At 35.6% G+C, this 22,268-nt stretch carries 19 protein-coding genes; 14 read left to right on the top strand and 5 right to left on the bottom strand.

Annotated elements, in window-relative coordinates; translation table 11 throughout:
- Nucleotides 1-133 precede the first annotated feature (133 nt).
- Nucleotides 134-511: a DoxX family protein gene (locus CLV90_RS10175; RefSeq protein WP_133687380.1), complete on the top strand. Its 378-nt coding sequence runs from the start codon at nt 134-136 to the stop codon at nt 509-511.
- Between the two features lie 3 nt (nt 512-514).
- Here the strand turns inward: CLV90_RS10175 and holA are convergent, their stop codons facing one another.
- Nucleotides 515-1,516: a DNA polymerase III subunit delta gene (gene holA, locus CLV90_RS10170; RefSeq protein ID WP_133687379.1), complete on the bottom strand. Its 1,002-nt coding sequence runs from the start codon at nt 1,514-1,516 to the stop codon at nt 515-517.
- Nucleotides 1,517-1,542: 26 nt separating this feature from the next.
- On the opposite strand from holA, the gene CLV90_RS10165 reads away from it, so the two are divergent.
- The 3 genes from CLV90_RS10165 to CLV90_RS10155 all read left to right on the top strand — a co-directional run bounded on the left by CLV90_RS10165 (nt 1,543) and on the right by CLV90_RS10155 (nt 3,957).
- On the top strand, nt 1,543-1,989 hold the full coding sequence (locus CLV90_RS10165) for a type I restriction enzyme HsdR N-terminal domain-containing protein (RefSeq protein WP_133687378.1): 447 nt from the start codon (nt 1,543-1,545) through the stop codon (nt 1,987-1,989).
- 12 nt (nt 1,990-2,001) lie between these two features.
- Complete coding sequence (locus tag CLV90_RS10160; RefSeq protein WP_133687377.1) at nt 2,002-3,003, top strand: glycosyltransferase family 2 protein; 1,002 nt, start codon at nt 2,002-2,004, stop codon at nt 3,001-3,003.
- A gap of 99 nt (nt 3,004-3,102) precedes the next feature.
- Nucleotides 3,103-3,957 (top strand): OmpA family protein, encoded by an 855-nt coding sequence (locus CLV90_RS10155; RefSeq protein ID WP_133687376.1) that lies wholly within the window; start codon nt 3,103-3,105, stop codon nt 3,955-3,957.
- Between the two features lie 77 nt (nt 3,958-4,034).
- Here CLV90_RS10155 and CLV90_RS10150 read toward each other — a convergent pair whose 3' ends face one another.
- Nucleotides 4,035-4,655 carry an L-threonylcarbamoyladenylate synthase gene (locus CLV90_RS10150; protein ID WP_133687375.1) on the bottom strand — a complete coding sequence of 207 codons (621 nt, stop codon included), beginning with the start codon at nt 4,653-4,655 and terminating at the stop codon, nt 4,035-4,037.
- Nucleotides 4,656-4,698: 43 nt separating this feature from the next.
- Entirely contained in the window at nt 4,699-7,026 is a 2,328-nt protein-coding gene (locus CLV90_RS10145) for an ATP-dependent helicase (protein ID WP_456237897.1), read from the bottom strand.
- Nucleotides 7,027-7,231: 205 nt separating this feature from the next.
- Between CLV90_RS10145 and CLV90_RS10140 the strand changes: the two genes are divergently transcribed.
- The 4 genes from CLV90_RS10140 to CLV90_RS10125 all read left to right on the top strand — a co-directional run bounded on the left by CLV90_RS10140 (nt 7,232) and on the right by CLV90_RS10125 (nt 11,496).
- Nucleotides 7,232-8,542, top strand: a complete 1,311-nt coding sequence (locus CLV90_RS10140; protein ID WP_133687373.1) for an amidohydrolase — start codon at nt 7,232-7,234, stop codon at nt 8,540-8,542.
- Nucleotides 8,543-8,547: 5 nt separating this feature from the next.
- Nucleotides 8,548-10,104 carry an FMN-binding glutamate synthase family protein gene (locus tag CLV90_RS10135; RefSeq protein WP_133687372.1) on the top strand — a complete coding sequence of 519 codons (1,557 nt, stop codon included), beginning with the start codon at nt 8,548-8,550 and terminating at the stop codon, nt 10,102-10,104.
- 19 nt (nt 10,105-10,123) lie between these two features.
- Entirely contained in the window at nt 10,124-10,894 is a 771-nt protein-coding gene (locus CLV90_RS10130; protein WP_133687371.1) for an OmpA family protein, read from the top strand.
- Between the two features lie 83 nt (nt 10,895-10,977).
- Nucleotides 10,978-11,496, top strand: a complete 519-nt coding sequence (locus CLV90_RS10125; protein WP_133687370.1) for a DUF7935 family protein — start codon at nt 10,978-10,980, stop codon at nt 11,494-11,496.
- 101 nt (nt 11,497-11,597) lie between these two features.
- Here the strand turns inward: CLV90_RS10125 and CLV90_RS10120 are convergent, their stop codons facing one another.
- Together CLV90_RS10120 and CLV90_RS10115 are read right to left on the bottom strand one after the other, a co-directional pair.
- Nucleotides 11,598-12,512 carry a patatin-like phospholipase family protein gene (locus tag CLV90_RS10120; RefSeq protein WP_133687369.1) on the bottom strand — a complete coding sequence of 305 codons (915 nt, stop codon included), beginning with the start codon at nt 12,510-12,512 and terminating at the stop codon, nt 11,598-11,600.
- Nucleotides 12,513-12,514: 2 nt separating this feature from the next.
- Nucleotides 12,515-14,605: a M1 family metallopeptidase gene (locus CLV90_RS10115; RefSeq protein WP_133687368.1), complete on the bottom strand. Its 2,091-nt coding sequence runs from the start codon at nt 14,603-14,605 to the stop codon at nt 12,515-12,517.
- A 184-nt stretch (nt 14,606-14,789) separates the two neighbouring features.
- Here CLV90_RS10115 and recG point away from each other — a divergent pair, with 184 nt between their 5' ends.
- From recG to leuB, 6 genes are all read left to right on the top strand, one after another.
- Entirely contained in the window at nt 14,790-16,895 is a 2,106-nt protein-coding gene (recG, locus tag CLV90_RS10110; protein WP_133687367.1) for an ATP-dependent DNA helicase RecG, read from the top strand.
- A gap of 105 nt (nt 16,896-17,000) precedes the next feature.
- Entirely contained in the window at nt 17,001-18,419 is a 1,419-nt protein-coding gene (gene leuC / locus CLV90_RS10105; protein ID WP_133687366.1) for a 3-isopropylmalate dehydratase large subunit, read from the top strand.
- 83 nt (nt 18,420-18,502) lie between these two features.
- The gene (gene leuD, locus CLV90_RS10100) at nt 18,503-19,099 is read left to right on the top strand and encodes a 3-isopropylmalate dehydratase small subunit (protein WP_133687365.1); all 597 of its coding nucleotides are present in this window, start codon (nt 18,503-18,505) and stop codon (nt 19,097-19,099) included.
- A gap of 83 nt (nt 19,100-19,182) precedes the next feature.
- A complete protein-coding gene (locus CLV90_RS10095; protein ID WP_133687364.1) occupies nt 19,183-20,700 on the top strand; it encodes an alpha-isopropylmalate synthase regulatory domain-containing protein in 1,518 nt (505 codons plus the stop codon).
- A 51-nt stretch (nt 20,701-20,751) separates the two neighbouring features.
- The gene (locus CLV90_RS10090) at nt 20,752-21,099 is read left to right on the top strand and encodes a four helix bundle protein (protein WP_133687363.1); all 348 of its coding nucleotides are present in this window, start codon (nt 20,752-20,754) and stop codon (nt 21,097-21,099) included.
- A gap of 69 nt (nt 21,100-21,168) precedes the next feature.
- Nucleotides 21,169-22,224 carry a 3-isopropylmalate dehydrogenase gene (gene leuB, locus CLV90_RS10085; protein ID WP_133687362.1) on the top strand — a complete coding sequence of 352 codons (1,056 nt, stop codon included), beginning with the start codon at nt 21,169-21,171 and terminating at the stop codon, nt 22,222-22,224.
- Nucleotides 22,225-22,268: the final 44 nt, after the last annotated feature.

The following is a 22,268-nucleotide window of genomic DNA, read 5'->3' as shown; positions in this document are numbered from 1 at the left end:
AATCTTAACATACTGATAACTAAGCCACCCTGTATTTAGGTATAAAATTTTTATAATTAATACATTATGAGCGCTATCATATTTTAGAAAAACCAAAAAAAAATGATACTTTTAGAGTAAATATTCTGTATAAATGAAAAATACCATATTAAAAGATATTGGCTTAGCTTTTTTTAGAATAGCAATTTCAGCCATGATGTTAACCCATGGACTTCCAAAATTTCAAAAGCTAATTTCAGGTGATTTTCAATTTGCAGATCCAATCGGTATTGGTGAAACTCCCTCTTTATTTTTAGCTGTAATCGGTGAGTTTATTTGCCCAATATTAATCATCATTGGATTTAAAACTCGTTTAGCAGCTATACCAGTAGCCATCACTATGGCAGTAGCAGCATTTATAACTCATGGTGCAGATGATTTTGGAACTAAAGAAAAAGCTTTGTTTTACTTAGTAGCCTTTGTTACTGTTTCATTATTAGGTCCGGGTAAATTCGGAGTTGACAAAAAGTAATGGCTATACTATTTTATAAAGTAGTTCTTTAAGTAAATCGGCTTCCTTCATTGGTGTTGCCCCTACTCCTTTTCCTTTTAAATCCATTTCACGCAGACTAGAAATAATTCCGCTTACTTTCTTCATAGGGTAGTTACGTGCCGCAGTTTGTATCTCATTTACAAAATAAGGATTGATACGTAATGCACTAGCCACACTTTTTGGATTATGATCTGAAAGTCCGTGATACTGCAACAACTGTGTAAAAAATGAATGTAATAAGGTAATCGTTAATATGAACGGATTGTCTTTTGGATTCTGAGCAAAGTAATTGATGATTTTAGTCGCTTTAACGATGTCTCTATCACCAATAGCCCTTTTCAATTCAAAATTATTATAATCTTTACTGATACCAATATGCTCTTCAATATGCTGAGGGTTTATCTCGGTCTGTTTGGGTAGAACTAATTTTAGCTTATCAAGCTCTTTACTAATCTTACCTAAATCTGTACCTAAGTACTCCACAAGCAATAAAGCAGCTTTGTGAGATATGGTGTATCCTCGGCTTACCAAATGCTTTCTTAGCCAATCGCTAACCTGATTTTCGTAAAGTTTTTTACTTTCAAAAATTACTCCGTTCTTTTTTACGATCTTATGTAGCTTCTTTCGCTTATCTAACTTCTTGTATTTATAACAGATAACAAGTACGGTAGATTGCTGCGGATTCTCTGCATACGAACTAAGATTCTCTATAGTACGCGAAAGATGTTGTGCCTCTTTTACGATAACCACTTGACGTTCGGCCATCATTGGGTATCGTTTGGCATTACCTACGATATCTTCAATAGATACATCACGACCATAAAGCACCATTTGGTTGAACCCCTTCTCTTCTTCGTTCAACACATTAGCAGCTATATAATCGGAAATTTTATCAATAAAATAAGCTTCTTCCCCATACAGGAAATAAATAGGGCTAATCTGCCCTTTCTTAATTGCATTGACTATTTGTATTGCTTCATCCATTCAGAAAAATTCATCAACTTTGTATAATGCAGCGACTAAATTTCCCTAGCTACACTTTCAGGGTCAAAAATAGCGAAAATAGAACCTTGATTTTTGACGAAATACGTAAAAAATTTGTGGTTCTTACTCCAGAAGAATGGGTAAGACAACATGTCGTTCAATTTCTTATACAAGAAAAGAACTATCCATTGAACCATATTAACGTAGAAAAGCAAATAACACTTAATGGTTTAAAGAAAAGATATGATGTGGTCGTATTTAAAACAAATGGTGAATTGCACATACTAGTGGAGTGCAAAGCTCCAGAAATTACTATATCTCAAATGACCTTCGACCAGATTGCTCAATACAATTTTAAATTGAACGCTACCTACTTGATGGTCACGAACGGACTCTCACATTATTATTGTCAAACAGACTTTGTTGCGGAAAAATATGAATTTATGCAAGAGATTCCTGATTTTAGCCGTTAATTTGCGATTGTTTTGAAGATAGCCGTAGTCATATTAAACTGGAATGGTGAAGTGCTTTTAGAAAGGTACTTACCGTCTGTTATCAATTATTCTGCTGATACAGATATTTATGTTGCCGATAATGCATCTACAGATGACTCGGTTACTTTTGTCAAAGCCAACTATCCATCAGTAAAAATTATACAGAATACAGAAAACGGCGGATTTGCCAAGGGATATAACGACGCCATGGTAAATGTCGATGCTGATATTTATTGTCTATTGAATTCAGACGTAGAAGTAACGCCTAATTGGTTGACCCCAATTAAAGATGCTTTTACCAACATACCCGATGCCGCTATTATACAACCTAAAATTTTAGATTTACTTAAAAAAGACCACTTCGAGTATGCAGGTGCTGCCGGTGGTTTTATTGATCAGTTAGGGTATCCATTTTGTAGAGGTCGAGTTTTTCAGACTCTAGAACGTGACAATGGTCAATACAATGATACCAGAGAAATTTTTTGGGCCACAGGGGCGTGTATGTTTATCAGAAAAGAAGTGTTTCATGAACTTAAGGGTTTTGATGCAGACTATTTCGCTCATCAGGAAGAAGTAGATTTGTGTTGGCGTGCAAAAAACCATGGATACAAAATATTATATGTAGGATCATCGAGCGTGTATCACTTAGGTGGCTCAACGCTAAGTAACATGAATCCTAAAAAAACATATTTGAATTTTAGGAACACATTATTCTCTATCACCAAAAACTTACCAAGAAGAAAAGCGTTTATAATTATTTTCTTGCGATTGCTATTAGATGGTATTGCGGCAATACGTTTTCTTTTTCAGTTAAGATTTAAGCACTTTTTCGCTATTTTTAGGGCACATTTAAGCTTTTACAGGCAGTTTAGAAAAATGTACCGTAAAAGAGAAAAAACTCAATTTCTAAGGAATTATTATGCTACGAAGTCCATAGTATGGTCTTATTTCGTACATAGAATAAGTAATTTTAACATTTTAGTAAAAGATTAACTAACGTGTTAAATAAGTGACTTTGTAATTATATAATTTTGGAGTCGCTTAGATGCGAAATTAGAGTAAACAACTAAATAATTATAATAGAATTAAATTATGAAAAAAGTATTATTAGGATGTCTTGCAGCAACGCTTTTACTTTCATCTTGTGTATCTTCAAAGAAGTATGCAGATCTTGAAGCTAAGCATAAAAGTGCACAAGATTTATTGAACTCAGCTACAGTTAAATTAAACGATTGTTTAGAAGAAAAAGCAACTGCTTCCTCTAGACTACAAACTTTAGAAGATCAAAATGCATTTTTAAAAGCTAACAATCAAGATTTGATTAACAATATGGGTAACTTAACAACTTTGACTACCAAAGGTGCTGAGAACTTAGAAAAATCTTTAGAAAGCTTACAAGAAAAAGATTTAACTATTCGTAAATTAAACGATGCTATTACACGTAGAGATTCTGTTAACCTTTCATTGGTACAGAGCTTAAAAGGTGTTTTAGGAAATATGGATGATGACGATATCGAAATCAGCGTTGAAAAAGGTGTTGTATTTGTATCTATTTCTGATAAATTATTATTCAGCAGCGGTAGCTACAACGTTACTAGTAGAGCTAAAGAAGTTCTTGGTAAAGTTGCTAAGGTTGTAAATAACAAGCCAGATTTTGAATTCATGGTAGAAGGTCATACAGATAATGTACCTTACAGAGGTAACGGTTCTTTATTGGATAACTGGGATTTAAGTGTTAAGCGTGCTACTGCTGTTGTGCGTATCTTACAAAACGATTTCAATGTTGACCCTAAGCGTATGACTGCGGCTGGTAGATCAGAATATATTCCTGTTTCTTCAACCGAGAAATCTAAAAACAGAAGAACTCGTATAGTTGTTCTTCCAAAAATCGATCAGTTCTATAGCATGATTGAAGAAGGAATGAAAGATCCTGCAATCAACAAATAATATTTGATTGTCATATAAAATAAAAGCGGCTCAATTGAGCCGCTTTTTTTATACTTTAAATTTATTTGATAAAGTGTTCAAAGAATATCTAAACTTCCCTTTCCTTCACGAATAACTTCAGGTGCACCATTTGATACATCAATAATCGTAGAACCAATATTACCGCCATAACCACCATCAATAACTATATCTACAAGATTATTCCATTTTTCAAAAATCAACTCTGGATCGGTAGTATATTCTAATACATCATCTTCATCGTGAATAGAAGTTGATACTATTGGGTTGCCTAACTGCTCAACCAATGCTTTAATAATACTGTTATCTGGCACACGAATACCAACAGTTTTTTTCTTTTTAAATTCCTTGGGCAGGTTATTATTTCCTGGTAGAATAAAAGTATACGGACCTGGCAAAGCTCTTTTGAGAATCTTGAACGTGGCGGTATCAATTTGGCGTACATAATCAGATAGATTACTAAGGTCAGTACAGATAAAAGACCAATTGGCTTTCGCTAGTTTAATACCTTTAATACGTGCAATTTTCTCAAGCGCCCTTGAGTTTGTAATGTCACAACCTAAGCCGTAAACCGTATCGGTAGGGTAAATAACCAAGCCACCTTTACACAATACCTCCACTACCCTTTTAATATCTCTAGGGTTTGGGTTCTCTTCGTATATTTTAATGAATTCTGCCATTCCATTTAAGATTAAAAACCATTTCGTTATTAAATATACATAACTATCCCAACACTTCTAATTTAGCAAAGCGAAGTAGTAGTTTTTTAATATCGCCTTTATCGAACATTATTTCTGCCTTTCTATCATTACCGGCACCTTCAATTTTCACGACCTTACCACGACCAAAACGAGTATGATTAATCAATGAACCTTCGGTAAGATTTGGATCAATGGTATTTGTGTTACCCACAGGTTCACCTAATTGCGGTTTTAACTTACGTAACTTCTTTAGTTGACCTGAATTAGGTTGACCAACTATAGGCGGTGTTCCTCTAACAGGCTTATCTTGACGTAATCTACTTTTATCTACTTCACCAAAAATATTAGCATTAATAAGCGATTTGTAGCGATAACCCCCATCTACGGGAGTTAAATTTTCAACAAATTTTTCATCGATTTCTTCTAAAAAACGACTAGGTTCTGCATCTATTAATTTACCCCAGCGATATCTATTCTGTGTATATGTTAAATATGCTTGTTTCTCAGCCCTTGTCAAGGCAACATAAAATAACCTTCGCTCCTCTTCTAACTCGCTACGGGTACTCATACTCATACCTGAAGGGAAGAGGTCTTCTTCCATACCAACAATATATACGTACGGGAACTCGAGTCCCTTTGCCAAGTGAATGGTCATTAAGGCTACCCTATCATCATCACCGGTATCATTATCTAAATCGGTAGCAAGCGCAACATCTTCTAGAAACTCACTAATATTACCTGTAGCATCAGCTATTTCTTTTTGACCTTCTACGAAATCTTTAATACCGTTTAAAAGCTCTTCGATGTTTTCCATTTTACCGATTCCTTCAGGAGTTCCATCCTTCTTAAACTCTAAAAGAATACCCGTTTTTTTGGCAACATGTTCAGACAAGGCAAAAGCATCAGTAGTTTCGTTCATCACCTGAAAACTTTTGATCATGGTTACGAAATCTTGAAGCTTTCGTTTTGTACCAGAATTGATCTTCAAATCTATTCTGTCGATATTTTCCATCACCTCAAAAATAGACCTGTTGTAATGATTGGCAGCAACAACTAATCTATCAAGAGTAGTACCACCAATTCCCCTAGCCGGGAAGTTTATCACCCTTTTTAAAGCTTCTTCATCTTTAGGATTAATGACCAAACGCAAATAAGACAACACATCTTTAATTTCTTTACGTTGGTAAAATGAGAGTCCGCCATAAATACGATACGGAATATCTCTTTTACGCAAGGCATCTTCCATCGCCCTAGATTGGGAGTTTGTTCTATATAATATACAAAATTGACCATTGGTCATTTGTTGCTGCATTCTATGTTCCCAAATAGAATTGGCTACGAACCTACCTTCTTCAGCATCTGTAGTACTTCTATGAATCTTAATAGCTGCACCATCGTCATTTGCTGTCCAGACTACTTTCTCTATTTGGTTTTGGTTTTTACCTATAACCGAATTTGCGGCATTAACAATATTACGGGTAGAACGGTAATTCTGCTCTAAACGATACATGCCTACATTATCATAATCTTTTTGAAAGTTTAAGATGTTGCTAATATTTGCCCCTCTAAAAGAGTAAATACTTTGTGCATCATCACCTACCACACATATATTTTGAAAACGATCGGCCAAAGCCTTTACGATCAAATATTGCGAATGGTTGGTATCTTGGTACTCATCAACCAAAATATATCTAAATCGATCTTGGTACTTCATCAACACATCTGGGTAACGTGTTAACAGTTCATTGGTTCGTAGCAGTAAATCATCAAAATCCATCGCACCTGCCTTAAAACAACGATCCACATAATTTTCGTAGATATCGCCAGTTCTAGGTTTTTTTGCCATGGCATCTTGTTCTACCAAATCTGGATCATTACGATAAGCTTTTACGGTAATCAAACTATTCTTAAAAGACGAAATTCTATTCTGAATTTGTTTGTACTTATAAATATCCTTATCGAGTCCCATTTCCTTGATTATCGAAGCCAATAACCGCTGAGAATCTTGGGTATCATAAATAGTGAAATTTGCCGGGTAACCGAGTTTATCTCCATCAATACGTAACAATTTTGCAAAAACGGAGTGGAATGTTCCCATCCAAAGATTTTTTGCTTCACTAGCACCTACGATATTAGAAATACGTGCTTTCATTTCACGTGCTGCCTTATTAGTAAATGTTAATGATAAAATATTAAAAGAATCTACACCTTGCGCCATTAGGTGTGCAATTCTATAGGTAAGTACTCGGGTTTTACCCGATCCTGCACCAGCAATAACCATTAAAGGTCCGTCTTTATGCAAAACAGGAGCTTTTTGGGCATCGTTCAATTCATCTATAAATGAGCTCAAATTTTCTTTTTTTAATGACGTAAATTTAGCCATTATTGAGGGATAGAAAAAGTGAAGTGTTTTAGATTTGTGAACAATGGATGGTATTTCTTTTCATTTTGAATATATTTAAACTTTAATTCCGCATAAAGAACTTACCGGTTGATACATTTAGGCTAAATGACCATCCGAAATATAGAGAACCAATTAACATTAAATACTGATTATGAGAAAACTAGGAGTGTTAGCCCTTGTTCTTTTCGGTTTTACCGTTCAGGCACAAGGTCCAAATCTTGAAAAAGACTATAAGGCAATAGAAAACAAGGTAGTTGATTGGAGAAGAGAAATTCATCAGAATCCAGAATTAGGGAATCGTGAATACAAAACAGCTGAAAAAATTGCTAAGCACCTAAAATCTTTGGGGATTGAAGTTCAGACTGGCGTTGCTCATACTGGTGTAGTTGGAATTTTAAAAGGAGACTTACCTGGTAAAGTAGTTGCATTAAGAGCAGATATTGATGCTTTACCAGTTACAGAGCGTAATGACTTGCCGTATAAATCTAACGTTACTTCGGAATTTATGGGTGAAAAAGTAGGTGTTATGCATGCTTGTGGGCATGATACGCATACTGCTATTTTAATGGGCGTTGCAGAAGTAATGTCTAAAAACAAGGATAAAATAAAAGGTACCGTAAAGTTCATCTTTCAACCAGCAGAAGAAGGACCGCCACCAGGAGAAGAAGGTGGGGCACTTTTAATGGTAAAAGAAGGTGTTATGAATAGCCCAAAAGTTGACGCAATTTTCGGTTTACATATTAACTCTCAAACTCCTGTAGGGGTTATTAAGTATAAATCTGGTGGTACTATGGCAGCCGCTCAGCAATTCGTTATCAATGTAAAAGGAAAACAATCACACGGTTCTCAACCATGGTCAGGGGTTGACCCAATATTGATCAGTGCTAAAATTATTGACGGTTTACAAACTATCATAAGTAGAGAAACAGAATTAACCAATGAAGCTGCGGTAATTACCGTTGGTAAAATTAAAAGTGGTGTTCGCTTTAATATTATACCAGAATCTGCAGAAATGATAGGTACAATCAGAACATTAGATTATGACATGAAAGACAAGCTTAATAAGCGTATGGTTGAAATGGTAAGTGATATTGCCAAAGCATACGGAGGTGAAGCTACTTGTACAATAACAGACGCTACAGATATTACCTATAATAATCCTGAATTAGTAGAACAAATGTTACCTACCATGAAAAGAGTAGCTGGCGATGCTAATGTTCAATTTCAAAAAGCGGTTACTGGTGCTGAAGATTTCTCTTATTTTCAAAGAGAAGCCCCTGGGTTCTTCTTTTTCTTAGGAGGAATGACTCCCGGTACAACAGAATCATTTCCGCACCATACACCAGATTTTTTAATTGACGATAGCGGTTTACTTTTAGGTGTTCGTACGCTTACAGAAATGAGTCTAGATTACCTGAATAGTGACAAAACGCCACTTTTAGATATTAAAATAAAAGGATAATTTTGATGAACGATTTCTTTAATAGTATTCCAAGTCCACCATGGTGGACTTGGATTTTTTTGTTTCTTCTCATAGTTGCTATCTGGGATATTTTTATTCAGAAAAAGCATACCATTAAACACAACTTTCCCGTGGTAGGTCATTTGCGTTATTGGCTCGAAAGTATTGGTCCAGAAATGCGTCAATATTTTGTTGCTAACAACAGAGAGGAATTGCCTTTCAATAGAATTGAAAGAGGTTGGATCTATGCATCTGCAAAAAAAGAAAACAACTACGAAGGTTTTGGTTCTGATAGAGATTTATATGCACACCAGCATATATTCATCAAAAACAGAATGATGGGGTATGAAGTACCTGTTGGGCACCCAAATGCTGCAGAACCGAACTTTATACCCTGTGCAAAAGTTATGGGACAACACAATAACAGAAGAAAACCTTATCGACCTGCAAGTGTAGTAAATGTATCTGCCATGAGCTTTGGTTCATTATCTGCAGCTGCAGTTGAAGCTATGAATATTGGGGTTAAAAAAGCCCATGCTTATCATAATACCGGTGAGGGCGGTCTATCACCTTACCACAAACATGGTGGTGATATTGTTTTCCATTTTGGTACCGGTTATTTTGGTGTCCGATCAGAGGACGGGAATTTCTCTATGGAGAAAATGAAAAAATTGGTAGAGGACAATCCGTGTATAAAGGCAATTGAAATAAAACTATCTCAAGGGGCCAAACCAGGAAAAGGCGGAGTACTACCTGGAGCAAAAATTACCCCTGAACTTGCTGAAATTAGAGGTGTTGAAGTTGGTAAAGATGTACTTTCACCAGCTACGCACAAAGCATTTTCGAATGTTAGGGAGTTAATGACACTGATAGAAGATATTGCCAATGAAACAGGTTTACCTGTAGGAATTAAAGGGGCAATCGGAAAATTGGATCAATGGGAAGAATTGGCTGATTTAATGGTAGAGACCGGTAAAGGTCCAGATTTTATTACCGTAGATGGTGGTGAAGGTGGTACAGGTGCCGCTCCTCCATCATTTGCAGATCACGTTTCGCTACCTTGGGTTTATGGATTTTCAAGTTTATATAGGGTTTTCTTAAATAGAAACCTTACCGATCGTATTGTATTTATAGGTTCTGGCAAGCTTGGTTTCCCAGCAAAAGCAGCCATGGCATTTGCTATGGGCGTTGACTGTATTAATGTAGCCAGAGAAGCAATGATGAGTATTGGGTGTATTCAAGCGCAGGTTTGCCATAACAATACCTGCCCTACAGGTATTGCTACGCAAAGTAAATGGCTGCAGAAAGGAATCAACGTACCATTAAAATCTGATCGATTGGCTCAATATTTTAATACGTTTAGAAAAGAATTTTTAGAAATTACGCATGCGACCGGTTATGAGCACCCTAGTCAATTTACAATGGACGATGTACAAGTAAATGTAGATGACCACGACCTAAATAAAAGTTTAGCATCTACCTACGGTTATAATAAAGCAAAAGTACCGTTCGCAGGAGTTCAACAATTAAAAGACTGTTCGTACCTTGGCGGCAAAATTTAGATTAACCTATTCAATTTATATGACACGATTATTTTTATGTCCAGCTATTTTTTTAATTGGTTTAACTTCTATCCAAGCTCAGAAAAAAAGTGAGCTAATAGAACAAAATCAAAATTTAAAATACAAGTTAGATTCCATTTCTAGAATGGTAAGTACATCTCAACGAAATGAGAAGTTAGCCGATCAACGCTCAACTGAATATCAATCTCAGGTAGCAGAGCTGCAAGACGCTAATGCCACCTTGATGAAGAACTTAAATAGTTTTGCTGCCTTGTCTAGTCAGAATTCAGAGAATATCAATAAGACAATGGCGGCCTTAGAGCGTAAAGAAAAGCAACTTAAAGGGGTAACAGATGCCGTTGCTAGCAATGATTCTACTGCGGTTGTTATACTAACCAATACAAAACAAGTTTTGGGTGAAAACGCAAAAGTTGGTGTTGCAGATGGTTCTGTGGTTATTTCTGAGAAATTAGATTATTTCTTTACTGACGGAGTTGGCATAACGCCTTCTAGCGAATCTAGAGCTTGGATCGAGAATGTAGCGAAAGTTGCAAATGCGAACCCTAAAAGTATAATTACTATTGCGAGTTTAAATATTACAGGTGAAATGAACATCGCCATACAGCAAGCAACCGCAATTGCCAGTATTTTAATCAAAGATTTTGGTGTTGACGGAGAACGAATTGTTGCCGTTGGTAAAGATGGCGGCTTACGTGAATCGCTGCAGGTTAAGTTTCAACCAGATTATAAAGCATTTTATGATATGGCGAAGGGAGACGTTAAAAATTAAATAACTTGCATTTCATCGATGAAGTGCTATACTAATTGAAAAATTTGGACGTTCTTATTTCATATATCATAACTAATTAAAAAATGAACTCTGACCAAATTTTTCAACTTTTCGCTTATTTGATTCCTTCGGTAGTTACTGGCGCAATTGCCTTCTATTTTTTTAGAATGCATACCAACAACGAAGAAGGAAGAAGACGTTTTCTTTTACATAAAGATTCTCAAAAAGACACTTTACCTATACGTTTACAGGCTTACGAAAGAATGGCACTATTTTTAGAACGCATAGCAATACCAAGTTTAGTAGTGCGTGTGGCACCACAATCAAAAGATAAAGCGGCATATGAGAATTTGCTTATTAAAAGTATAGAAACTGAATTTGACCACAATCTTACACAGCAAATTTATTTGACCGATGAATGTTGGAATATTATTAAAGCAGCCAAAAGCGCAACTATTCAAATGATCAGAAAAGCAGCAATGAGTCAGACCGATTCTGCCGATAAATTAAGAGAAGATATTTTGAACGAAACTATGGATAAAACTTCGCCATCGGCTACAGCCCTATCTTTTGTTAAAAAAGAGATTGGCGATTTGTGGTAGAAAATTAAAGATAACAGTATAACAATAAAAAAAATGCTTTCCGAATGGAAAGCATTTTTTTTGTTTGTTAACATATGAAAAAGCCTACTTTTTAATGAACATTATTCATGTTCATTTGGTTCAATTGGGTTTGTTTCTTCATTCTTATTTTTTGCATATAGATAACCTCTTTTCCACCAGAGCGTCATTTTTGCCTTATCGAATATTAAAGAATTGGTCGTTAATATTGTAGGTGTATAAAACAGGTTGATTATTGCATTTTTTTGGTTGGCAACCAATTTTCCTATTCTAATATTTTGATTTTCAATTCGATCTAAAATAAAGCTCAACATTGTAGTAATCAGCTCAAAAGGATTACGAGATGCTACTCTATTCATATAATTTACCTCGGTATGTAAAACAACAACATCTACTTCTGTTGCTCCTCTTTTTATAGCTTCTTCAATAGGTACAATACTACCCAAGCCACCATCTGCGTACTCGCAATAATTTTTGCGAACCAAGCTCATAAACGGAACGTAATTAGCCGATATCCATATCCAATCGCAATAATCTTCGTAGGTGCAATCTTTAATAGATTTATATTCCACTTGATTTAGCGATAAATTAGAAACCGTAATAACAACATCAGAATCACCGTTTTTTAACGTTTCAAATTCTTCAATGGTTAAGCTATTTTCAATAAGTTTTCTAAGGTTTTCACTTTCTCCAAAGGTTTTTTTACCGCGAAGAAAGTTTTTCAAAACCCTCCAGTGATCTATAGATATTTCCTCATTACCACGTATATTTTTAACCAAAAACGGACAGTTATTGAAAATGCTCTTCTGATTTACATTAGAATATATTTCTTTAATCTTATCTAGCTTTCCTAGCGCTAAATGAGAAATCAGAAGACTTCCGGTAGAAGTACCCACAAAAATATCATACTTTCTTCCTTCCTCTTGTATTAGGTATTGGGCAACACCACCTGCAAAGGCACCTTTACTACCACCACCAGAAATAACTAATGCTTTCATTATTACTTTAATTTCGTTTTAAGATAACGCAAATCTGATGAATTTAGTTGATTTGCTACCTTTTCAATTTCTTTTTTCTGTTCTTCATCAGTCCATAAAGTATCAAATAAACGTCTCGCATAGTTTCTAAACTGCCAAGAATGATGATTCGTTGCCTTTATCAAATTAATATAGGCTTCATCATTTAAAGCGCTTATTTCAAATAAATATTGAAACGCAGTTTGTCGAACTTCAGGGTTATAAATGGCGCTCGTATAACCGACAAGTTCATTGTGATAATATGTTTGTTGTGTTGGATTATAATCTGGTGTAAACAATGCCAATGTTAGCCATAATAGTCGCACATTCATATTTGGCAAACCAACTATATTTTTAGTTTTTTCTAAGTAAACACTTCGATCATAATCAAAGCTAGACCATAGATTATAAAGCATTAGCTCATTGGTAATATAACTATCATCTAATAACAACGGCTCTGCATACTCTTTTAAACCCTCAGGAATTACACCCATTTTCTGAGCAGAAAATTGCCGTATTCTAATATCTTCAATAGTAATTAAAGGCAAAAGATCTAATTCAGGAAAATTACCTTTTTGTTGAAGCAATTCTAACTTCAATTCCGTAGCTAATTCTGAATCTTTTAAAATTTCAGGGGAATCAAAACTATTCTCATCATCATGTTTTAAAACATAGTACATTCTTAATGATGCACTATTTTTCATTAAATAATCTTTCGCAGCATCCATTGGGAATCCGTCTCCGTCTAACCAAATAGCTTTAAAATTACTTAAATCATAATTGCTAGTTTCCTCCATTTCAGTAATAAATTCTGCAACAGTCACATTTTGGAACTTATATGTATTCAAGTAATTTCGAATTCCGATTTTAAAATTCTCTTCTCCTATTTTATCTTTTAAGACGGCTAAAGCCCAAGCTCCTTTTTCATAGAAAGTAAGGCTACTAGCTTTAGGGTTTAATAAGCTCTCCCCTTCTCCTTTTTCTGAAATATTATCTAGAGTTTTGGCAGTTTCATATAACTTCCAATAAAAATGATCATCTCCAAAAATTTCTTTCTCAGCCAGGTAGGCATAGTATGTAGCAAAACCCTCATGCAACCAATGGTGCTCGCTATTTTTTTCGGTAACCAAATTACCAAACCATTGATGCGCTAATTCATGGGCATTAATATTTACATAATTTCTATCAATAAAAGATGTAGAATCAATAACGTAAGCATCAGAGAAAAAAGTAGCGCTTGTATTTTCCATACCGGCATATAAAAAATCATGTACAGGAACCTGCTTATATTCTTGCCAAGGATACGCTATACCTATCTCATTTTCTAAAAAATCAAATATCTTTTTTGTATACCTGTAAGTTGGTTCCACTTTTAGACTATCGGAAGGATAATAATAGTTTTCAATCGTTACACCACTATTAGATTTCAATACTTGTTTGTCATAATTACCTATAGCAAATGCCAATAAATAGCTGCTCATTGGCTTTTCCATATCAAATATCCAAATAGCATCTTCCTCTTCATTGTCAGTTTTTAGAAGTAGTTTACCATTCGCAATTACTTGATATTTCTTATCAGCTTCAATTGTAAGATCAAATTCCACCTTTTCTTCCATGTCATCAAAACTTGGAACCCAATGACTAGTATATTTTCCTTGGCCCTGAGTCCAGACTTGCTTGCCTGCCGGCAAGGTTTGTTCATTTCCTTCTAGCTCATCATCCCAACCAATAAAATAGACCGTTTGTTTGGGTTTTGCCACATATTCAAGAAACAGTTTATGTGATGCTCCCTTTTTAAATTTATGTTTAATGGAAATTGTCTTTTCTGTAGGATTAAAATCTACCTTTTCCCCATCAAGTTCTACTTTTGAAAAATCCATATTCTTTGCATCAAAAAATACGGAATCAACATTTTGTAACACATTAAAACGATAGATCACTCCGCCTTGAATCTTTTTCTCCTTAGGTAATGGACTTAAGTAAATCTTGGCTTTTGTAAAATCTACCTTATCTTGATGTTGACCAAAAGAGAAAATTGATAAGACTAAACAAAAGGTTAAAACTAATTTCTTCATGTAGAATAATAAACAGATATCAGACCAAACATACTATTTTTAATAGCACCTGCCTAACCTTTATTAAAATTGAAAAAAACGTAAACTACACCTATTTTGCAAGTTACCCTTAGAACAAAATGAGTTAAGGCAGTATTGATATTTCTACTTTGTGGATTAAAGGGCTTATTCCTATTTTAGTGCCATGAACGCAAATTTCTTGCAAACTCCCGTAGTGTACCTAAAAGGTGTTGGTCCCAATAGGGCCGAAACCTTAAAGTCTGAATTGGGGATAGAAACTTGTCAAGATTTGCTGAATCTATTCCCAAATAGATATATCGATAAAACCCAATATTATAAAATAAGTCAGCTACAACGTAGCAGTGCCGATGTTCAAATAATAGGTAAAGTAGTTCACTTAAAAACAGTTGAGCAAAAGAAGGGTTCGCGCTTAGTAGCCCGTTTTAAAGATGATACCGGCGAAATAGAATTGGTTTGGTTTAGAGGACAAAAATGGTTGCGAGAAAATCTTAAGCTGAACATACCTTATGTCATCTTCGGAAAATGTAATTGGTATAACGGCACGTTTTCAATGCCACACCCGGAAATGGAACCCTTGTCTGCGCATGAACAAGGCACAAAAGTGTATATGCAACCCGTTTATCCATCCACCGAAAAACTAAGTAATAAAGGCATTACCAATAAAGTCATCAGTAAATTGATGCAGCAACTATTTATTGAAATCAACGGAAAATTTACCGAAAGCCTATCGGATAAATTACTGCATGACCTTAAGCTCATAAACAAGAGTGAAGCAATGTTCAATATTCACTTTCCTAAAAGTCAGGAATTATTGGCAAAAGCGCAATGGCGATTAAAGTTTGAAGAACTCTTTTTTATTCAATTACAACTTATTGGCAAAAACGTTTCTCGAAAGAAAAAGATAAAGGGATTTCCTTTTAATGAAGTGGGCGAATACTTTAAAGATTTCTACTCCAACAAATTACCTTTTGAACTTACCGGAGCACAAAAACGAGTAATAAAAGAAATACGATCAGATTTAGGAAGTAACGCCCAAATGAACAGGTTATTACAGGGTGATGTAGGTTCAGGTAAAACGATAGTAGCTGTAATGACAATGCTCTTGGCAATTGATAACGGATTTCAAGCTTGCCTTATGGCACCCACAGAAATTCTCGCCAATCAGCATTTTCAAGGCATATCTGAGCTACTGGAAGGCACAGAAATAACCTGTGCTCTGCTTACTGGTTCCGTAAAAAAATCGGCACGTAAACCTATACATGAACAATTAGAAAACGGAGAGCTAAACATCTTAATTGGTACTCACGCTCTCTTAGAAGATAAAGTAAAATACAAGAATTTAGGTATCGCTATTATTGATGAGCAGCATCGTTTTGGCGTAGCCCAGCGCTCTAAGCTTTGGCATAAAAATGAGTTTCCGCCACACATATTGGTAATGACGGCAACACCAATACCTAGAACATTGGCAATGAGTTTGTATGGTGATTTAGACATCTCTGTCATAGATGAATTACCACCTGGTCGTAAGCCCATAAAAACCGTACATAGATATGATGCTAACCGGTTAAAAGTTTTTCGGTTTATACGAGATGAGATTGAAAAAGGGCGACAGATATACGTTGTCTACCCCTTAATTCAAGAGTCTGAAGCCATGGACTACAAAGATTTAATGGATGGCTATGAAAGTATAGCGCGTGATTTTCCACAGCCAAAATATCAGATTTCTATAGTTCATGGACAAATGAAACCGGCGGACAAGGAGTTTGAAATGAACCGATTCGTTCGTGGCGAAACACAAATAATGGTAGCCACCACAGTTATTGAAGTTGGGGTTAACGTACCAAATGCATCTGTAATGATTATTGAAAGTGCCGAACGATTCGGTCTTTCGCAATTGCACCAATTACGTGGTCGCGTTGGGCGTGGAGCTGACCAAAGTTTTTGTATTCTAATGACAAGTCATAAATTATCTGCGGAAGCTAAAACAAGACTGGAAACCATGGTAGCCACTAATGACGGATTCGAAATTGCAGAAGTGGATCTAAAACTACGTGGACCGGGAGATATTATGGGCACGCAACAAAGCGGACTATTAAATCTTAAAATAGCCGATATCGTTAAGGATAACGACATCTTAAAATCGGCTCGCTTCTATGCGCTACAATTGCTAAAAGAAGACCCATCTTTAAGCAAACCAGAAAATCTAATTATTAGACATATGTATGCCCAATTAGTGAAGCACAAGAATATCTGGACGCATATTAGTTAGTTTTATTTCTAACACATTTCACGTTGAACATCGTAATTTTCAATTGTGTTAATTTCCAAGAAACCCCTGTTTTTAATAGATTTGTGAACTTAGATTATATAGAATATGAGCGCAACAAAAACATTATTTGACAAAGTGTGGGATTCCCACGTAGTACATAAAATACAAGATGGTCCAGATGTTCTGTTTATTGACAGACACATGGTTCATGAAGTAACAAGTCCAGTTGCTTTTCTAGGAATTAAGAACAGAAGTATTCCTGTTATGCATCCTGAGAAAACTTTTGCAACGGCTGATCATAACACACCAACTATTAACCAACATTTACCGGTTGCTGATCCACTTTCGGCAAACCAATTAAAAATGTTAGAAGAAAATGCCAATGAATATGGTATTTCTTATTGGGGATTAGGTCATGCAAAAAACGGTATTGTACACGTTGTAGGTCCTGAATATGGTATTACCCAACCAGGTGCTACTATTGTTTGTGGAGATTCACATACTTCTACACACGGTGCTTTTGGTGCAATTGCTTTCGGTATTGGTACATCTGAAGTTGAAATGGTATTGGCTACACAATGTATTATGCAGCCAAAGCCAAAGAGAATGCGTATTAATATAAATGGTAAAATGAGCAAAGGGGTTACTCCTAAAGATGTTGCGCTATTTATCATCTCTCAATTGACAACTTCTGGTGCCACAGGATACTTTGTAGAATATGCCGGTGAAATTTTTAGAGATATGAGTATGGAAGGTCGTATGACCGTTTGTAACTTAAGTATAGAAATGGGTGCCCGTGGAGGTATGATCGCTCCTGATGAAAAGACGTTTGAATATGTAAAAGGACGTGAGTTTACTCCAAAAGGTGCAGATTGGGATAAAGCAATGGCATATTGGGAAACATTGTATACCGATGAAGATGCTATTTTCGATAAAGAATTAACTTTTGATGGTTCACTAATTGAACCTATGATTACATATGGTACCAACCCAGGTATGGGTATGGGAATTTCTAACGACATTCCTATGGCAAATGATGTACAAGGTGGCGCCACAACATATCAAAAATCATTGAAGTATATGGATTTCAATGAAGGTGATAGCATGATGGGCAAGCCTATTGATTTTGTTTTCCTTGGTAGCTGTACCAATGGTCGTATAGAAGACTTTAGAGCCTTTGCATCTATTGTAAAAGGAAGAAAAAAAGCTGACAATGTTACGGCATGGTTGGTTCCTGGATCGCACAAGGTTGAAACGGCAATAAAAGAAGAAGGTATACTTGATATTTTAATCGAATCTGGTTTTGAACTTCGTGAGCCTGGTTGTTCTGCTTGTTTAGCAATGAACGATGATAAGGTACCAGCTGGTAAATTAGCGGTAAGTACCTCAAACAGAAACTTTGAAGGTAGACAAGGACCTGGATCAAGAACTTTATTGGCTAGTCCGTTAGTTGCTGCTGCAGCTGCCGTAACCGGTAAAGTAACTGACCCAAGAGAACTAATGGAAGAAATGGTTGCTGGTTAGTGGTTGTTGGTTGATTGTAGATTTTCACAATTATAAACTAACTCCCCAACAACGAACAACTATCAACAAAAAACTAAATTAAAATGGCATACGATAAATTCGACATATTAACTTCAACTGCGGTTCCTTTACCAATAGAAAACGTAGATACAGACCAAATTATACCTGCACGATTTTTAAAGGCAACAGAGCGTGTAGGCTTTGGCGACAACCTTTTTAGAGATTGGCGTTACAACCAAGACAATACTTTAAAAGAAGATTTTGTTTTGAACCAAGATAAGTTCAGCGGAAAAATATTAGTAGGTGGTAAGAACTTTGGTTCGGGATCATCTCGTGAGCATGCTGCTTGGGCAGTTTATGATTATGGTTTTAGATGTGTAGTTTCAAGTTTCTTCGCAGATATCTTTAGAGGTAACTGTTTAAATATTGGTGTATTACCGGTACAAGTAAGTGCCGAATTTTTACAGAAAATCTTTGATGCTACAGAAGCAGATCCAACTACAGAGTTAGAGGTTAACTTAAAAGAGCAAAAAATCACTTTACTATCAACAGGCGAAAGTGAGTCTTTTGATATTAACGACTACAAGAAAAACAACATGCTTAACGGTTTTGACGATATCGATTATTTATTGAACATCAAAAAAGATATTGAGACATTCGCAGAGAGTACTCCGCTATAAACTCATATATACAAACAATACAAAGTATTTACGTTAACTAACCCAATGCCATTTTTCGATTCGGAAAATGGCATTTAGAACACATGAAAAAAAGAAAGTTAGAAATCATGGATACCACCCTAAGGGATGGTGAACAAACCTCAGGCGTATCCTTTTCTGCATCGGAAAAACTAACCTTGGCAAAACTTTTATTAGATGAGTTAAAGGTAGACCGTATTGAAGTTGCCTCGGCACGTGTTTCTGATGGTGAATTAGAAGCAGTTCAGAAAATCACCGAATGGGCAGCCGAAAAAGGGTATTTAGAACGTGTAGAAGTATTAACTTTTGTTGATGGTGGTGTTTCATTAGATTGGATGCAGAAATCTGGAGCGATTTCTCAAAACTTGCTGACAAAAGGTTCAATGAACCATCTAAAGTATCAATTAAAGAAAACTCCCGAGCAACATTTTTCTGAAATCGCAGAAATTTTTAAAAAAGCTACTGAAAGAGGTATTATCAATAATGTCTATTTGGAGGATTGGAGTAACGGAATGCGGAATTCAAAAGAATATGTTTTTGAGTTTTTAGAATTTCTATCCACTCAGAATGTAAAAAGAATATTATTACCGGATACATTAGGCATTTTAACGCATACCGAAACATATGCGTTTTTGTCTGAAATAGTACAGAAATATCCAACTTTACATTTCGATTTTCACGGACATAATGATTACGACTTAGGCGTAGCCAATATTATGGAAGCTGTAAAAGCTGGCTGCCATGGTTTACACCTTACAGTAAACGGAATGGGCGAAAGAGCTGGTAACGCACCTATGGCAAGTGCCGTAGCGGTTATCAATGATTTTCTACCAGAAGTAGAGATTAATGTAAACGAGACCTCTTTATATAAAGTAAGTAAGTTGGTATCTGCCTTTACAGGCTTTACCATACCGGCAAACAAACCTATTGTTGGTGATAATGTGTTTACCCAAACCGCGGGTATACATGCCGATGGCGATAGTAAAAACAACTTATATTTCAGTGATCTAATGCCAGAACGTTTTGGAAGAAAACGTAAGTATGCATTAGGTAAAATGTCGGGCAAGGCTAATATTCAAAAAAACCTGCAAGAACTTGGCTTAACATTGAACAATGATGAGCTAAAAAAAGTTACTGCCAGAATTATAGAATTAGGAGATAAAAAAGAACGTGTTACAAAAGATGACCTTCCTTTTATTATTTCTGATGTTCTAGATACTGCAGATTATAAGCAGAAAGTATTTATAAAATCGTACGTACTTACCCATGCCATGGGATTAATGCCTTCCACTACCCTATCTGTAGAAATAGATGGAAAAGTAATTGAGGCACATGCACAGGGAGACGGACAGTATGATGCTTTTATGAATGCCCTTAAAAAAGTGTACATTGGAAAGAAAATTCCTTTACCAAAGTTAACCGATTACGCAGTAAGAATACCACCAGGAAGTACATCTGATGCATTATGCGAAACGGTTATTACCTGGGAATTGGATGGAAAAGAATTTACATCAAGAGGTTTAGATTCAGACCAAACGGTTAGTGCCATTAAAGCTACCGAGAAGATGTTGAATATTATTTAAGCGCTGAGCGCTAAACGCAGGACGCTGAGCGCTATGCGCTAAACGCTTTTGATGAGAGATTATAAAAAATATAATGTTTGGGAATTAGGGCATGAAGTTACTTTAGAGATCTATAAATTAACTAAACACTTCCCTAAAGATGAAAATTTTGGATTAACAAGTCAAATGAGAAGAGCTTCTTCATCTATTCCAGCAAATATAGCTGAAGGATGTGGAAGGGAATCTGACGCAGAGTTTAAACGTTTTTTAATCATTTCTCGAGGATCAGCAAGTGAATTAGAATATTTTACGATTTTAGCAAAAGATCTAAACTATATTCAAGAAGAAGAGTTTTTAATAATTCATGATAAAGTAAACAAAGTAAGAAGAAGTTTAAATAATTTAATAAATAAAATATAAACAGCTTAAACGTAATACAATTAAAGTATTGCGTGATGCGCATAGCGCAGAGCGTAAAGCGATTAACCCATGAAATTAAATATTGCCTTATTAGCCGGTGATGGTATCGGACCTGAAGTAATTGACCAAGCAGTAAAAGTTTGCGATGCCGTAGCAAAAAAATACGATCATAACATTATTTGGAAACCAGCTTTAACTGGTGCTGCAGCAATTGATGCTGTCGGAGAACCTTATCCAGATGAAACGCATGAAATTTGTGCAAATGCAGATGCAGTTCTTTTTGGCGCTATAGGTCACCCACGTTTTGACAATGATCCATCTGCAAAAGTTCGTCCGGAGCAGGGATTGTTGAAAATGAGACAAAAATTAGGTTTGTTTGCCAACGTAAGACCAACATTCACATTCCCATCACTTATTGATAAATCTCCTTTAAAAAGAGAACGTATTGAAGGTACCGATTTAATTATCTTAAGAGAATTAACTGGTGGTATCTATTTTGGTGAGCGTGGAAGAAAAGATGACGGTAATACGGCATTTGACACTATGACCTACCAACGTTTTGAAATCGAAAGATTAGCTAAAAAAGGTTTTGAATTCGCTATGAAGCGTTCTAAAAAATTATGTTGTGTTGATAAAGCCAACGTTTTAGAATCTTCTAGACTTTGGAGAGAGACCGTACAAGCGATGGAAAAAGATTATCCAGAAGTGGAAGTTTCTTATGAGTTTATTGATGCCGTTGCTATGCGATTAATTCAATGGCCAAAAGGATATGATGTTATTATTACAGCTAACCTATTTGGTGATATTTTAACCGATGAAGCTTCTGTAATTGCAGGTTCTATGGGACTTATGCCTTCATCTTCTGTTGGTAGCAAAGTTTCATTGTACGAACCAATACACGGTTCTTACCCACAAGCAGCTGGTAAAGACATCGCTAATCCATTAGCTACAGTACTTTCTGCAGCTATGCTTTTTGAAGACATGAATATGACAGAAGAAGCGGAGGAAATTAGACGTGTAGTAAACAAATCTTTAGCTGAAGGTTATGTTACCGAAGATCTTGCCGATGGTGGTAAAAGTTATAAAACAAGTGAAGTTGGCGATTGGTTAGCTAGCAACATTTAAGAAATCTATTTAAAAATTAAAATCCCTTTAATCGATGATTAAAG

Origin of the sequence: Maribacter spongiicola (assembly GCF_004364165.1) — a bacterium.
In the GTDB taxonomy this organism is placed as follows: Bacteria; Bacteroidota; Bacteroidia; order Flavobacteriales; family Flavobacteriaceae; genus Maribacter; species Maribacter spongiicola.
The sequence above is the reverse complement of the archived record's forward strand: the minus strand, read 5'-3'. Positions and strand labels throughout refer to the sequence as shown.